This window comes from Serratia sp. CY81684 (assembly GCF_052166595.1).
Taxonomy (GTDB): Bacteria; Pseudomonadota; Gammaproteobacteria; order Enterobacterales; family Enterobacteriaceae; genus Serratia; species Serratia nematodiphila.
In genome coordinates this window covers 898929-912946 of sequence record NZ_JBJNOO010000001.1, presented here as the reverse complement: position 1 = coordinate 912946, position 14018 = coordinate 898929, and the positions used below count along the sequence as shown (strand labels likewise).

General features: G+C 59.8%; 12 protein-coding genes. 4 read left to right on the top strand and 8 right to left on the bottom strand.

From position 1 onward, the window contains the following. Positions 1–14: 14 nt before the first annotated feature. The 6 genes from rmf to rlmKL form a co-directional block, all read right to left on the bottom strand. Positions 15–185 carry a ribosome modulation factor gene (gene rmf, locus ACJ8QF_RS04410; RefSeq protein WP_004928150.1) on the bottom strand — a complete coding sequence of 57 codons (171 nt, stop codon included), beginning with the start codon at positions 183–185 and terminating at the stop codon, positions 15–17. A 270-nt stretch (positions 186–455) separates the two neighbouring features. After that, the gene (pqiC, locus tag ACJ8QF_RS04405) at positions 456–1016 is read right to left on the bottom strand and encodes a membrane integrity-associated transporter subunit PqiC (protein WP_049208045.1); all 561 of its coding nucleotides are present in this window, start codon (positions 1014–1016) and stop codon (positions 456–458) included. Next, a complete protein-coding gene (gene pqiB / locus ACJ8QF_RS04400) occupies positions 1013–2659 on the bottom strand; it encodes an intermembrane transport protein PqiB (protein ID WP_049187516.1) in 1647 nt (548 codons plus the stop codon). Before pqiB ends, pqiC begins: the two co-directional genes overlap by 4 nt. Further along, positions 2646–3962, bottom strand: coding sequence for a membrane integrity-associated transporter subunit PqiA (gene pqiA, locus ACJ8QF_RS04395; protein WP_015377352.1), 1317 nt, complete (start codon positions 3960–3962; stop codon positions 2646–2648). The genes pqiB and pqiA overlap by 14 nt, the downstream gene beginning before the upstream one ends. A gap of 73 nt (positions 3963–4035) precedes the next feature. Further along, a complete protein-coding gene (locus tag ACJ8QF_RS04390) occupies positions 4036–5940 on the bottom strand; it encodes an ABC transporter ATP-binding protein (RefSeq protein WP_442537298.1) in 1905 nt (634 codons plus the stop codon). A gap of 5 nt (positions 5941–5945) precedes the next feature. After that, a complete protein-coding gene (gene rlmKL, locus ACJ8QF_RS04385; protein WP_275095681.1) occupies positions 5946–8072 on the bottom strand; it encodes a bifunctional 23S rRNA (guanine(2069)-N(7))-methyltransferase RlmK/23S rRNA (guanine(2445)-N(2))-methyltransferase RlmL in 2127 nt (708 codons plus the stop codon). Positions 8073–8175: 103 nt separating this feature from the next. Between rlmKL and ACJ8QF_RS04380 the strand changes: the two genes are divergently transcribed. Beyond that, entirely contained in the window at positions 8176–9279 is a 1104-nt protein-coding gene (locus tag ACJ8QF_RS04380; protein WP_275095680.1) for a YcbX family protein, read from the top strand. 6 nt (positions 9280–9285) lie between these two features. On the opposite strand, the gene ACJ8QF_RS04375 is transcribed toward ACJ8QF_RS04380, so the two are convergent. Both ACJ8QF_RS04375 and pyrD read right to left on the bottom strand, forming a co-directional pair. Beyond that, positions 9286–9834, bottom strand: coding sequence for a cell division protein ZapC (locus ACJ8QF_RS04375; RefSeq protein ID WP_004928171.1), 549 nt, complete (start codon positions 9832–9834; stop codon positions 9286–9288). Between the two features lie 176 nt (positions 9835–10010). Continuing rightward, the gene (gene pyrD / locus ACJ8QF_RS04370; protein WP_015377348.1) at positions 10011–11021 is read right to left on the bottom strand and encodes a quinone-dependent dihydroorotate dehydrogenase; all 1011 of its coding nucleotides are present in this window, start codon (positions 11019–11021) and stop codon (positions 10011–10013) included. Positions 11022–11279: 258 nt separating this feature from the next. On the opposite strand from pyrD, the gene ssuE reads away from it, so the two are divergent. The 3 genes from ssuE to ssuD are packed head-to-tail and all read left to right on the top strand — an operon-like array spanning position 11280 to position 14016. Beyond that, on the top strand, positions 11280–11858 hold the full coding sequence (ssuE, locus tag ACJ8QF_RS04365) for an NADPH-dependent FMN reductase (RefSeq protein ID WP_004928176.1): 579 nt from the start codon (positions 11280–11282) through the stop codon (positions 11856–11858). A 24-nt stretch (positions 11859–11882) separates the two neighbouring features. Further along, the gene (locus ACJ8QF_RS04360) at positions 11883–12848 is read left to right on the top strand and encodes a sulfonate ABC transporter substrate-binding protein (RefSeq protein ID WP_015377347.1); all 966 of its coding nucleotides are present in this window, start codon (positions 11883–11885) and stop codon (positions 12846–12848) included. Between the two features lie 19 nt (positions 12849–12867). Further along, a complete protein-coding gene (ssuD, locus tag ACJ8QF_RS04355) occupies positions 12868–14016 on the top strand; it encodes an FMNH2-dependent alkanesulfonate monooxygenase (RefSeq protein WP_275095679.1) in 1149 nt (382 codons plus the stop codon). Positions 14017–14018: the final 2 nt, after the last annotated feature.

Here is a 14018-nt window from a genome sequence, read left to right as displayed (position 1 = left end):
TGACAGGGAGCCGCTTAAGCGGTCACAGCCCTGTCTTCCATGGCTTCTCGCCAACCTCCCAGCCATTGAGACCGGGCGTCCACCGATGATTGGTAGGGACAATGTTCCCTGGAACGCCCTAAAATACCTGCCTGATACCCTCTCGAATGCGCCCTTTCCAGACGATCGCGTTTCTGTCTCTTCATGCCTCGTTTCCCTCATTTTGGTCTGGTGGAAAGAAAACAATGGCTGCTTTTTGCGCAGCCACGAGTAATCAATAGCGCTAAAAGAAGAGAAGATCAATGCGCAAAATTCACGCCAATGTCATATTTGTGAGCTACGCCCGAGGAAAGTGCTAAGTGGCTGATCTGCTGGGAAAGGGGTTAACTGTTTGAAATGAAATAGAAATCCCTGTCAGCGAGAAAAAACGGATTTTCACGCCGACAGGGATTAGACGATTTTAGACCAAATTATGACTAAATGCCGCCCATCTGTGCTGCGATAACCTGGGCTTCCTGCTGCCACCCCTGCGCCAGAGTGCGCACCAGGGCATCATAGCCGTCTTCACCCTGTTTCAATTCCAGGCTGAAAGGCCGTTTGATCAAGCGCCCCTGACGATTCAGCACCCACTCGCCGCGAATGATCGCCTTGCCGTCAAAACGGCCGTGGAAGCCGCTGATGGTCACGTTCAGCACATCCTGATCGCTGCTCATCGGCTGCGAAGAGACCACCCAACCCGGCAGCGCGCTGCTCAGGTTGGTGACCAACGTTTGCTGCAGCTGCTGGTCGAGCGGGCTGGCCCACAGGTTGTTCTGGGCTATCACATACTGTACGTCGTTGGTCTGATACACCACGCCGCTCTGCGCCAGATAATCCGCCACGCTCACGTGTTCCAGCCACAGCTGGCGCGTGGAAGCGCCGCTGCTGCTGGCCGCAGCAGGCGCACCCAGCGCCGGCAACTGATAGTAAGTCTTCTGTGGCGAACTGCTGCAGGCGCTGAGCAACAGCGCCAGGGCTACCGGGATCCATTTCATCATTTCGTGGCCTTCTTAGGCTGAGGGTCAGTGCTGCCGGCGGCTTCAAACACCAGCGCGTTGCTCTTCTCATTCAGGGTGCGCAGCACCGGTTGCAGCTCACGCAATACCTGATCGAGGCGCTGCATGTCGCCCACCATCTTGTTGTAAGCCGGTGAACCAGGCTGGAGCCCTTTCATGCTGCGGTTCAGCTCCAGCAGCGTTTTCTGCATGTCCTGCGGCAGCGCCTGCATCTCTTTGCTGGCGATGATGTCGTTCAGCGACTTCATGGTCTGCTGCGTCGACTTCATGGTTTTCTGACTTTCCGCCAGCGTCTTGGTCGCTTCGTTGATCATCGGATTGATCGGCATCGAATTAATCTTATCCAACGTCTGCATCAATTTCTGCTGGATCTGCGCCAGACCGCCGCTGGTGGTCGGCATCAGCGGATAACCGAACAGCTCGCGCGGCCCTTTCCACGGTTTTTCCTGCGGATAGAAGTCGAGATCGATGTACAGAGAACCGGTCAGCAGGTTGGCGGACTTCATCGAGGCGCGCATGCCGCGAGACTCCGCATCTTTCAGGTGCCCTTCAATATCGAAGTTGCCGCCCAGCTGTTTCTGGAAGCGATCCGGCTCGATGCGGATCAGCACCGGAATGCGGTAATCGTTATCCAGACGCTGCGCCATGCCGTCTTTATAGAACGGCACCTGCGCCACCGTACCCAGACGGATGCCGCGGAACTCGACCGGCGCGCCCGGCTGCAGGCCGCGTACCGAGTCGGAGAAGAACAGCAGGTAATCCTTATGCACGGTATACAGCGAATCCTGCGTGCTGCGCTGGTTGTCGAACAGCTGATATTCCGCCTTCTCTTTCGCCTGATCGCCGCGATCCCAACCGTCCGGCACGTCAAAACTGACCCCGCCGCTGAACAGCGTGGTCAACGAGCCCATCTCCACCCGCATGCCCTGCGCCGACATGTCAAACGCCACGCCGCTGTCTTTCCAGAAGCGCACGTTGGTGGTGACCAACTGATCGTAAGGCGCGGTGATGAACAGCTGATAGCGCATAGCGCGCTCTTTAGGATCGAAGTAGCTGGTTTCCACCGACCCGACGCGATAACCGCGGAACAGCACCGGATCGCCGGCGTTGAGCTGGCCTGATTTCTCGCTGTCCAGCACGATGCGCAACCCTTTGGCATCCGGGGAAGCCAGCGGCGGCGCATCGAGCAGCTGATAGTTGTCTTTGCCGTCTTTGCCTTTGTTGCCCGGCTGCAGTTCGATATAGGCGCCGGAGAGCAGCGTGCCCAGCCCGGAGACGCCTTCACGGCCGATCTGCGGCTTCACCACCCAGAAAGCGGAATCCTGGCGCAGCAATTTTTCCATGCCGGAATTGAGGCGAGCCTGCACCATCACCTTGCTCAGGTCATCGCTCAACGTGACGGTTTCCACCACGCCGACGTCAACGCTGCGGCTTTTGATTTTGGTTTTACCCGCTTCCAGCCCTTCCGCCGTCGAGGTCACCAGCGTCACCACCGGCCCCTGATGGCTGAAGTGGTAAAACAGGATCCAGGCGCCGATCAGCGCGGTCACGATGGGAATGATCCACACCGGCGACCAGCGTTTGATCTTCTCAACGTCTGCGACGCTATGATTATTTTCCGTCACCTTGCGGCTCCTTGTTGATTGTTTCACTTGCGCGATCCCAGGTCAGCCGGGGATCAAATGTCATGGCGGCGAACATGGTGAGGATTACCACCAGCGCGAACAGCACGGCGCCCGTCGCGGGATAAATGCTCATCAACTGCCCCATTCGCACCAGCGCCGACAGCACGGCGATCACAAACACGTCGATCATTGACCAACGGCCAACGAATTCAACCACTTCATAAATCAGATGCATACGCTCGCTGTCGGCGCGCGGTTTCTTCCTGCCGTTCGCATCCCAGCACAGCCAGCCGATCGCCAACATTTTCAGCGACGGCACCATGATACTGGCGATGAAAATCACCATCGCCACCGGATAAGAGCCGTCCCCCCACAGCAGGATCACCCCCGCCATGATGGTGGAGTTCATCTTGTTGCCCAGCGCCTCGGTCACCATGATCGGCATCAGGTTGGCCGGAATATACAGCATGACAGAGGTCACCAGCAGCGCCAGCGTCCACTGCAAGCTGTGACGACGCCGCACGTAGCCCTTGGTGTGACAGCGCGGACAGCGCACCTGATCGGCCGGCAGGATCGCCGTGCAGCACGCGCAAGAGCGCACGCCCTGGCGCATGCCGGTGCGCCCCACCGTCAGCGGGCGATGCAGTCGCGGCGCCGGTTCGATATCCTGCCACAGCCAGCGCCGATCAACGCACTGGAAGGCGCGCACCTGCAGCAGGCAGAACAGGCAGTAAGGCACGAAGCTACTGCCGATGCCGATATCGCCGTAGGCCATCAGCTTGACGAAGCTGACCAGCACCCCGGCGAGGAAAATTTCCACCATGCACCAGGTCTTGAACTGGAACAGCACCCGAGCCATCCACTCTTTGAGCCCCAGCGGCAAGCGCACTCTGGCGCACAGCAGGATAATCGCCACCATGCAAAACGCCGGGATCAGCTGCACGAACACCATAAACAAGGTGGCCATGCTGGCGTAGTCTTCTGCCACCATCACTTCCGGGATTTGGATCAGCCGGATTTCGTTGCCGAGGCCGGCGACGCGCATGTTGATAAACGGGAAAATGTTGGCCAGCACCAGCATGAACAAGGCGCTGAGCGCGTAACCGATCGGCCGCTTGCGCGGCTCGTCCCAGCGGGCGCTGAGCGTGGTTTTGCAGCGCGGGCATACCGCTTTGCTGCCATAGGCCAGCGGCGGCAGCGCCACCAGCATGTCGCACTGCGGACACAGCATCAGGTTATCCTGCTGCGCCGCCGAGGGTGCGGAATGACTATGCTGCTGATGATTGTTGTGGGAACACACCATATTCCTCCTAAATAACGTCGCTCACCGGCACGTCGATGCCGCCCGCAGCAGCGCGCGGGCGGCATCGCAACGGTCAGCCGTTTTTCATCGCTTCCAGCTCTTCCCAACGGGCGAAAGCCTGTTCCAGCGCTTGCTCGGCATCAGCCAGCGCCGTCAGCACTTCTTGCGTTTCGCTATGCGGCCGCGTGAAGAAGTCGGCGTCGCTCATCTGCGCCTGCAGCGCTTCGATTTCCGCTTCCAGCTTTTCGAGCCGCTGCGGCAACTGTTCCAGCTCACGCAGCAGGTTATAACTCAGCTTGGCCGCCGTTTTCTTCGGCTGTTCGGCCTTTTTCTCCGCCGCCGGTTTGCTCGCGCTCGGCGCCGCCTGACGAATCGGTTTCGCCGTCGCGCGCTGATGATGCGCATCGTAGTAACCGCCGACGAAGGCATTGATCACGCCGTTGCCTTCGAAGATCCAGCACTCGGTCACCGAGTTGTCAACGAACTGACGATCATGGCTGACCAGCAGCACAGTGCCCTGATAGCCGTCAATCAGCTCTTCCAGCAGCTCCAGCGTTTCGACGTCGAGATCGTTGGTTGGTTCATCGAGGATCAGCAGATTGCTCGGTTTCAGAAACAGCTTAGCCAACAGCAGGCGGTTACGCTCACCGCCCGACAGCGCCTTCACCGGCGTCATCGCGCGTTTCGGGTGGAACAGGAAGTCCTGCAGATAGCCCAATACGTGGCGAGGACGGCCGTTGACCATCACTTCCTGCTTGCCTTCCGCCAGGTTGTCCATCACCGTGCGCTCAGGATCGAGATCGGCGCGGTGCTGGTCGAAATAGGCCACTTCCAGCTTGGTGCCGCAGTGCACGCGGCCGCTGTCGGCTTTCAGCTGACCGAGCATCAGTTTCAGCAGCGTGGTTTTGCCGCAGCCGTTCGGCCCCACCAGCGCAATCTTGTCGCCGCGCTGCACCTGGGCGGAGAAACCGCGCACCAGCACCTTTTCGCCAACCTGATAATTGACGTCTTCCAGCTCGAACACGATTTTGCCGGAGCGGGTCGCCTCTTCCACCTGCATCTTGGCGGTGCCCATCACTTCGCGGCGCTGCGAGCGCTCGACGCGCAGCGCCTTCAGCGCGCGCACGCGGCCTTCATTGCGGGTGCGGCGCGCCTTGATGCCCTGACGGATCCAGACCTCTTCCTGCGCCAGCTTGCGGTCGAACTCGGCGTTTTGCAGCTCTTCCACCCGCAGCGTTTCTTCTTTGCTCTGCAGATAGAGATCGTAGTTGCCCGGCCAGGAAACCAGCTTGCCGCGATCCAGATCGACGATGCGCGTCGCCATGTTGCGGATAAACGAACGGTCGTGCGAAATGAAGACGATGCTGCCGTCGAACTCTTTCAGGAAACCTTCCAGCCAGTCGATGGTTTCGATATCCAGGTGGTTGGTCGGTTCGTCGAGCAACAACACGCGCGGCGAGCTCACCAGCGCGCGGCCCAGCGCCGCTTTGCGCAGCCAGCCGCCGGACAGCGAGGAAAGTTCGGCGTCGCCGTTCAGCCCCAGCTGCAGCAGCACTTCGCTGATGCGGCTGTCGAGCTGCCACAGCCCCTGGTGATCGAGGATCTCCATGATTTGCGCCATCCGCGCCAGGTTTTTCTCGCTCGGGTCGCTTTCCACCAGGTGAGAGATCGCGTGATAGGCCTTCAGGTGTTCCGCCTGCTCCGCGACGCCTTCCGCCACAAAGTCGAACACGCTGCCGCCGATATTGCGCGGCGGATCCTGTTGCAGACGCGCCACGATCAGATCCTGTTCGTAGATCACCCGGCCGTCGTCCAGCGGGATCTCTTTGCCGAGGATCTTCAGCAGCGTGGATTTGCCGGCGCCGTTGCGCCCGACCAGACACACGCGCTCGTTGTCTTCAATATGAATTTCGGTGTTGTCTAACAGTGGCGCATCGCTGAAAGAGAGCCAGGCGCCGGACATGCTGATTAACGACATAGTAATTATTTTCCTTCGCCGGCGTGAGTCACCAGCCAGCAGTTGTGGATCTGACGGTTACGGGCAAAATCCTGCGACAGCGTCTTGGCGGTGATCTCTTTCGCCTCCAGACCCAACGCGCTCAGCCCTGCCATATCCATTTGGAAACCGCGCTTGTTGTTCGAGAACATGATGGTCCCGTTGCGGCGCAGCAACCGTTTCAAATCTTTCATCAGCGCCAGATGATCGCGCTGCACGTCAAAGGTGTTCTCCATCCGCTTGGAGTTGGAGAACGTCGGCGGATCGATGAAGATCACGTCGAACTGTTCATTGGCGTTGCTCAGCCAAGACAGGCAATCGGCCTGGATCAGCCGATGCTGACGGCCGGTCAGGCCGTTGGCGCGCAGGTTCTTCTCCGCCCATTCCAGGTAGGTGCGCGACATGTCCACCGTGGTGGTGCTGCGCGCGCCGCCCAGCCCGGCGTGCACGCTGGCGGTGCCGGTATAGGCGAACAGGTTGAGGAAGTCCTTGCCATTGCTCATCTCGCCCAGCATACGGCGCGCGATGCGGTGATCGAGGAACAGGCCGGTATCGAGATAGTCGGTCAGGTTGACCCACAGCTTGGCGTTATACTCTTCCACCAGCAGGAACTCGCCCTTCTGCGCCAGTTTCTCGTACTGATTTTTGCCCTTCTGGCGCTCGCGGGTTTTCAGGATCAGCTGATTCGACGGCAATTCCAGCACCGCCAGCGTCGCGTTGATCACATCGAACAGGCGCTGACGCGCCTTCTGCGCATCGACGGTTTTCGGCGGCGCATACTCCTGCACCACCACCTTGCTGCCGTAACGGTCCACCGCGACGTTGTATTCTGGCAGATCGGCGTCGTACAGGCGGTAGCATTCAATGCCTTGTTGCTTCGCCCACTTGTCGAGCTTCTTCAAATTCTTGCGCAGACGGTTGGCGAAATCTTCCGCCACCTGCACGCCGCCGGTGGCGCTACCGGCCGGGCTTGCCGCCAGCTGATAGTTTTTCTGCACGCACTCCAGCGGGCCGTTCTTCGCCTTGAACTGGCGCTCGGCGCGCAGCTGCAGGCAGCTCAACAGCTCCGGCGAGGCACTGAACAGCGAAAGCTGCCAGCCGCCGAAGGCGTTTTTCATCACGCGCCCCAGCATGTTGTGCAGCGCGATCAGCGCCGGTTCGCTTTCCAGACGCTCGCCGTAAGGCGGGTTGCTGATCACCGTGCCGTGCGGGCCTTCCGGCAGCGGGTTGGTCAAGCGCGCGACGTCGCCGACGTTGAAGGTGATCAGCTCGGCGACGCCGGCGCGGCGGGCGTTGCCGCGCGCCATCTCAATCACCCGGCGATCGATATCGGAGCCGAAGAAGCGAGAGGCGGTTTCCTGCAGGCCGCGACGCGCGCGCACCTGCGCTTCGGTGGTGACTTCACGCCACAGGTCGGCGTTGTGGCCATTCCAGGCGCTGAAGCCCCAGTGTTGACGGTGCAGACCCGGCGCGCGATCGGCGGCGATCATCGCCGCTTCGATCAACAGCGTGCCGGAGCCGCACATCGGATCAAGCATCGGCGTGCCCGGCTGCCAGCCGGAACGCAACACGATGGCGGCCGCCAGGTTTTCCTTCAGCGGCGCCTGGCCGGTGAGATCGCGGTAGCCGCGCTGGTGCAGGCCTTCGCCGCTCAGATCGAGCGCCACGCTAGCCATATCACGTTGCAGGAAGACGTTAACGCGAATGTCCGGCTGCTGCTTGGCGACCGTCGGGCGTTGGTCGAGTTTACGGGTAAAGCTGTCGACGATGGCGTCTTTCACCTTCAGCGCGCCATACTGGCTGTTGCGGATCTCTTCGTTCACGCCGCTGAAATGCACGGCAAAGGTTTTATCCACGCCAAAAATGCTCGGCCAGTCGATCGCCTGCACCCCGAGGTACAGATCCAGATCGCTGTGCACGCGGAATTCGTTCAGCGGCAACAGAATGCGCGAAGCCAGGCGGCTCCACAGCAGGCTTTGGTACAGAAGACGATCGTCACCCTGAAAATGTACCCCGCCCTGCACCACTTTGCAGTCGTGAGCGCCAAGCGCTTCCAGCTCGCTTTTTAACAGTTCTTCCAATCCACGCGCCGTGCTGGCAAACAGAGAGTTCATATCGTACTTATCACCAAAAAGAAAATTGTTGCGCATTATAGCTAATCCGCACCGCTTGTCATAAAGTTGCTCCCTTCTATTTAATCATCGCACGGAGATAAGGGTGATCACGCTTTCCAGACTCTACGTCCATCCGGTTAAATCACTGCGCGGCCTGCAGCTTTCCTACGCCCAGGTCGGCAGCAGCGGTCTGGCCTTCGACCGCAACTTTATGATCACCGAGCCGGACGGCACCTTTATTACCGCGCGCCAATACCCGCAGATGGTGTTGTTCACGCCGGCGCTGTTGCCGGACGGGCTATTCCTGACCGCGCCGGACGGCGAAAGCGCCGCCATTCGCTTCAGCGACTTCGCCGCCGCGCCGCAGCCGACCGAGGTGTGGGGCAACCATTTCACCGCGCTGATCGCGCCAGATGAGATCAACCGCTGGCTGAGCGGCTATTTCCAGCGCGACGTGCAGCTGCGCTGGCTGGGGCCGGAGCTGACCCGCCGGGTGAAGAAGCACCCCGAAATCCCACTGACGTTTGCCGACGGCTATCCTTATCTGCTGATTAACCAGGCTTCGTTTAACGATCTGCAGCAGCGTTGCCCCGGCAGCATCAAGCTGGAGCAGTTCCGCCCCAATCTGGTGGTGAGCGGCGCCACCGCCTGGGCCGAGGACGGCTGGCAGGTGATCCGCGTCGGCGACGTGATGTTCGATCTGGTGAAACCCTGCAGCCGCTGCGTGCTCACCACCGTCAGCACCGAGCGCGGCCGCAAGCACCCGAGCGGCGAGCCGCTCAGCACGCTGCAAAAATTCCGCTCCGCCGACAACGGCGATATCGATTTCGGCCAGAATATGATCGCCCGCAACAGCGGCATCATCCGCGTGGGCGATACGGTGGAAGTGCTGTCGACCAAGCCGCCGCGCCCTTATGGCGCAGGCAAAGTGGTGGAGAGCGTGCAGGCGCCGCAAGACAGCGCGCACAGCGTCACGATCGAATATGAAGGAAAGGTGTTTACCGGCAACAACCAGCAGATCTTGCTCGAACAGTTGGAACAGCAAGGCATCCGCGTACCTTACTCCTGCCGCGCCGGGATTTGCGGCAGTTGCCGCATTATGTTGCTGAACGGTGAAGTCGCGCCCCTGAAGAAAAGCGCGCTGGGCGACAACGGCACCATCCTGTGCTGCAGCTGCATCCCGAAAAGTGATTTGACCCTGGCGTAAACCGCCTTATACCGCCCTGTCGTAAGCCGGGGCGGCGCTTTCATCCTGTGCGCAGGGCTTCAGCCGATCGTGCATCACCTTGATGGCGTCGCCCAAGACCATGGTACGGCCGGCGACCGTCAGCTGATTTTGCGCCAGCAGGCACAGGCTGGCGTTATCCCCGGCCTCGACCACCAGCAAGCGCGCTTCCGCGCCGCTCTCCATCACTTTCACCGCCGCCAGCTCGCCGTTTTTCGGCTGCAGCGGGTAATGCTGCTGCGAGAAATGCCAGCTCTTTGGCATCAGCGGTTTCAGGAAGCGATAGGCGACCAGCGCATTCAGCACCAGCTCGGCGCGCTGTTCATGGCTAAGCTTGACCTGCTTGCACTGTTCTTCATAGGTGAAATAAAGGGCGGCGTCATCCACGCAAAAAGCACATTCATCAAAGGCGTCCGGCGTTAACATTTTGGCCGGGAAACGTGAACGAAAGATCATACCATTAGCTAAATCCAGCATTAGCCGATCGTGTTCGGCATCAAAATACCAACGCCAATTATCGTCAGGTTTTATCTTCATTTCGTATCCTTCTCGCTGCCTATGCCAACGCCGCACTCACCCTAAAAGGCGATTTTATCACCGATGAAATCGCTTAAACATCGGATAATTCCGCGAACGATATTTAAGCTAACGAACAAAATATAGACGAGCCGGGGGCAGAAATAAACCCCCGGAATAAAATGAGAGGAAAAATATTAGATATGGGTAACGATATCTTTAATCAAACGCGGGCCGTGATAGATAAATCCGGAATAAATTTGCAGCAGGCTCGCGCCGGCCTCCATTTTTTCGCGCGCCGCCGTCAGCGAATCGATGCCGCCTACGCCGATAATCGGCAGGCGCCCCTGCAGTTCGGTGGAGAGACGACGGATCACTTCGGTGCTGCGCGATTGCAACGGACGCCCGCTTAACCCGCCCGCTTGTTCGCAGTAATTCAACCCCTGGATCAATTTTCGATCCAACGTGGTATTGGTGGCGATCACGCCATCGATATTATGCCGCACCAGGCTATCGGCAATTTGGATCAATTCTTCTTCTGAAAGATCCGGCGCGATCTTTACCGCCACCGGCACATATTTGTGATGACGCGCATGTAATTCCTGCTGCTTATTTTTAATCGCAGCCAAAAGATCGTCCAGCGCTTCGCCATACTGTAAGGATCGTAACCCCGGCGTATTCGGTGAAGAGATGTTAATCGCGATATATCCGGCATACGGATAAACTTTATCCATGCAGATCAAATAATCGTCTTTGCCCTGCTCGACCGGCGTGTCTTTATTCTTGCCAATATTGATCCCAAGAATGCCGCCGAAATGGGATTTCTTAACGTTTTCAACCAGATTGTCCACGCCATGGTTATTGAACCCCATGCGGTTAATCAGGCCTTCCGCCTCAACCACGCGGAACAAGCGCGGCTTGTCGTTGCCCGGTTGCGGACGCGGCGTCACGGTGCCGACTTCCACATGGCCGAAGCCCATCGCGCCGAACGCATCGATACATTCGCCGTTTTTATCCAGACCGGCGGCCAATCCCAGCGGGTTTTTAAACGATAGCCCCATGCAGTTGACCGGTTTGGTCGGCACGGACTGACGGACAAGAAACGCTAATGGGGTGCCGGTAATACGGCTGAGCTGACGAAAGGTCACTTCGTGCGCGCGCTCCGGATCGAGCTGAAACAACGCTTTCCTGATGAGGGGGTAGTACATGGACTCTCCTGATTTCCCGGTTGCAAACCGGGGGCGTATTATCCGGTATCCCCCGCCTAATTGGAATTGATTAAAGGCAAAAAAAGCCGTTTTTACGCAATCGTTTTCTCTCTTCACCGCCAAATCGGCGCTAATCCGCTTTTGCGCATATCCAAATCAAAAAATGAGATTTAAAAAACGCGCCCGGTTGCTGGTAGGTTTAAAACACTTCCCATTGATTTTCTAATTAAACCTAACTTTTAGTTATAAGGAGTGGCAATGCGCGTTATATCACTGGCCGGTAGCCCACGCATCCCATCACGTTCCGCCGCGCTGCTCTCGCTGAGTCAGAACTGGCTGCGGCAGCAAGGGGTGGAAGTGACGGCCTATACCCTGCACGACTTTGACGCCGAAGATCTGCTGTACGCCAACTTCAACAGTCCGGCGATCAAGGCGTTTGCCGAACAGCTGGCGCAGGCCGACGGCCTGCTGATTTCCACGCCGGTTTATAAAGCGTCGTTCTCCGGCGCTCTGAAAACCCTGCTGGATCTGCTGCCGGAACGCGCTCTGGATCATAAGGTGGTGTTGCCGCTGGCGACCGGTGGTTCGATCGGCCACATGCTGGCGGTGGACTATGCGTTGAAACCGGTACTGGCGGCGCTGAAAGCGCAAGAGGTGCTGCACGGCGTGTTCGCCGACGACAGCCAGATCCAGCTGACCGACGAAGGCGCCACGCTCACCGACGCCGTGGCCGCCCGGCTGGAAGAGGCACTGGCCAGTTTCTATCTGGCGCTTGGCCGCCGCAAACCGCCGGCGCTGCGCGTCGCCTCGCCACTGGCGGCGCGTCAAACCGCCTGAAACGCCTGGAAAAGGAGAGCCTGAATGAAACAACGCATCGCTTTGCGGCGTTGGCTGAGCGCCGCCGCCTTCACCGGCCTGCTGTCGCTGGTTTGGGCCAACGCCGCCGTCGCTCAGGATCCGGCGCAGTTCCGCATCGGCTACCAAAAAGGATCGGTCAGTCTGGTGCTGGCGAAGAGCCACCGGCTGCTGGAGGAACGTTTCCCCGCCACCCGCATCAGTTGGATCGAGTTTCCCGCCGGCCCGCAAATGCTGGAGGCCTTGAACGTCGGCAGCATCGATCTGGGCAGCACCGGCGATATTCCGCCGATCTTCGCGCAGGCCGCCGGGGCCGATCTGCTGTATGTCGGCGTTGAGCCGCCCAAACCGAAGGCGGAAGTGATCCTGGTACCGGAAAACAGCCCGATCAAAACCGTCGCCGATCTGAAAGGCCATAAGGTCGCGTTCCAGAAAGGATCCAGCTCACATAACCTGCTGCTGCGATCGCTGCAAAAAGCCGGACTGAAATTTACGGATATCCAGCCCGCCTATCTGACGCCCGCCGATGCGCGCGCCGCATTCCAACAGGGCAACGTCGATGCCTGGGCGATCTGGGATCCTTATTATTCCGCCGCGCTGCTGCAGGGCGGCGTGCGGGTGCTCGGCGACGGCACCGATCTGAACCAGACCGGCTCCTTCTATCTGGCGGCGCGCCCTTATGTCGAAGCCAACGGCGCCTTTATCAGCCAGGTCCTGACGGTGCTGACCCAGGCCGATGCGCTCACCCGCAGCGACCGGGCGCAAAGCGTGACCTTGCTGGCCAACGCCATGGGGCTGCCGGAACCGGTGATCGCCAGCTATCTGGATCACCGCCCGCCGACCGCCATCACACCGCTCGATGCGCATACCATCGCCGCACAGCAGCAAACCGCCGACCTGTTTTACGCCAACCGGCTGGTGCCGGTGAAGGTCGACATCTCGCAACGCATCTGGCGCCCAAGCGCGCAATAAATACGGGAGAGCATTGACGATGAGCCTGCACGTTTTCTGGTTTTTACCCACCCACGGCGACGGCCACTATCTTGGCAGCGCACAGGGTGCTCGCAGCGTCGATCACGGTTACTTGCAGCAGATCGCCCAGGCGGCGGATCGGCTGGGATTCGGCGGCGTGCTGATCCCCACCGGCCGCTCCTGCGAAGACTCCTGGCTGGTGGCCGCCTCGCTGATCCCGGTCACCCAACGGCTGAAATTTTTGGTCGCGCTGCGGCCGGGCATCATCTCCCCTACGCTGGCGGCGCGCCAGGCGGCGACGCTGGATCGCCTGTCCAACGGGCGCGCCCTGTTCAATCTGGTCACCGGCGGCGATCCGGAAGAGCTGGCGGCCGAGGGGCTGCACCTTAGCCATGAAGAACGCTACGAAGCCTCAACCGAGTTCACCCACATCTGGCGCCGGGTGCTGGAAGGGGAAACCGTCGATTTCCACGGCAAGCATATTCAGGTGAAAGGCGCCAAACTGCTGTTCCCGCCGGTGCAACAGCCACGCCCGCCGCTCTATTTCGGCGGATCCTCCGCCGCCGCGCAGGATCTGGCCGCCGAGCAGGTAGAAATGTATCTCACCTGGGGAGAGCCGCCGGCGCAGGTTAAGGCGAAGATCGAAGAGGTGCGCGCTAAAGCGGCGGCGAAAGGCCGCCAGGTGCGTTTCGGCATCCGGCTGCACGTCATCGTGCGGGAAACCACCGAAGAAGCCTGGCGCGCCGCTGACCGGCTGATCGCCCACCTCGATGAGGAAACCATCGCCAACGCGCAGCAGGCCTTTGCGCGCTTCGACTCCGTCGGCCAACGGCGCATGGCGGCGCTGCACGGCGGCAAAAAGGATAACCTGGAGATCAGCCCGAACTTGTGGGCCGGCATCGGCCTGGTGCGCGGCGGCGCCGGCACCGCGCTGGTGGGCGATGGCCCGACGGTCGCGGCGCGCATGCAGGAATATGCCGATCTGGGCATCGACACCTTTATTCTCTCCGGCTATCCGCATCTGGAAGAGGCCTACCGCGTCGGCGAACTCCTGTTCCCGCACCTCGATCTGGCGCAGGAGGAAGCGCCCGCTCGCCTTCAGCCGGTGCGTCCGCAGGGCGAAGTGGTGGCCAATATCTATGTTCCGCAAAAAGTATCGCAGAGCTGAGG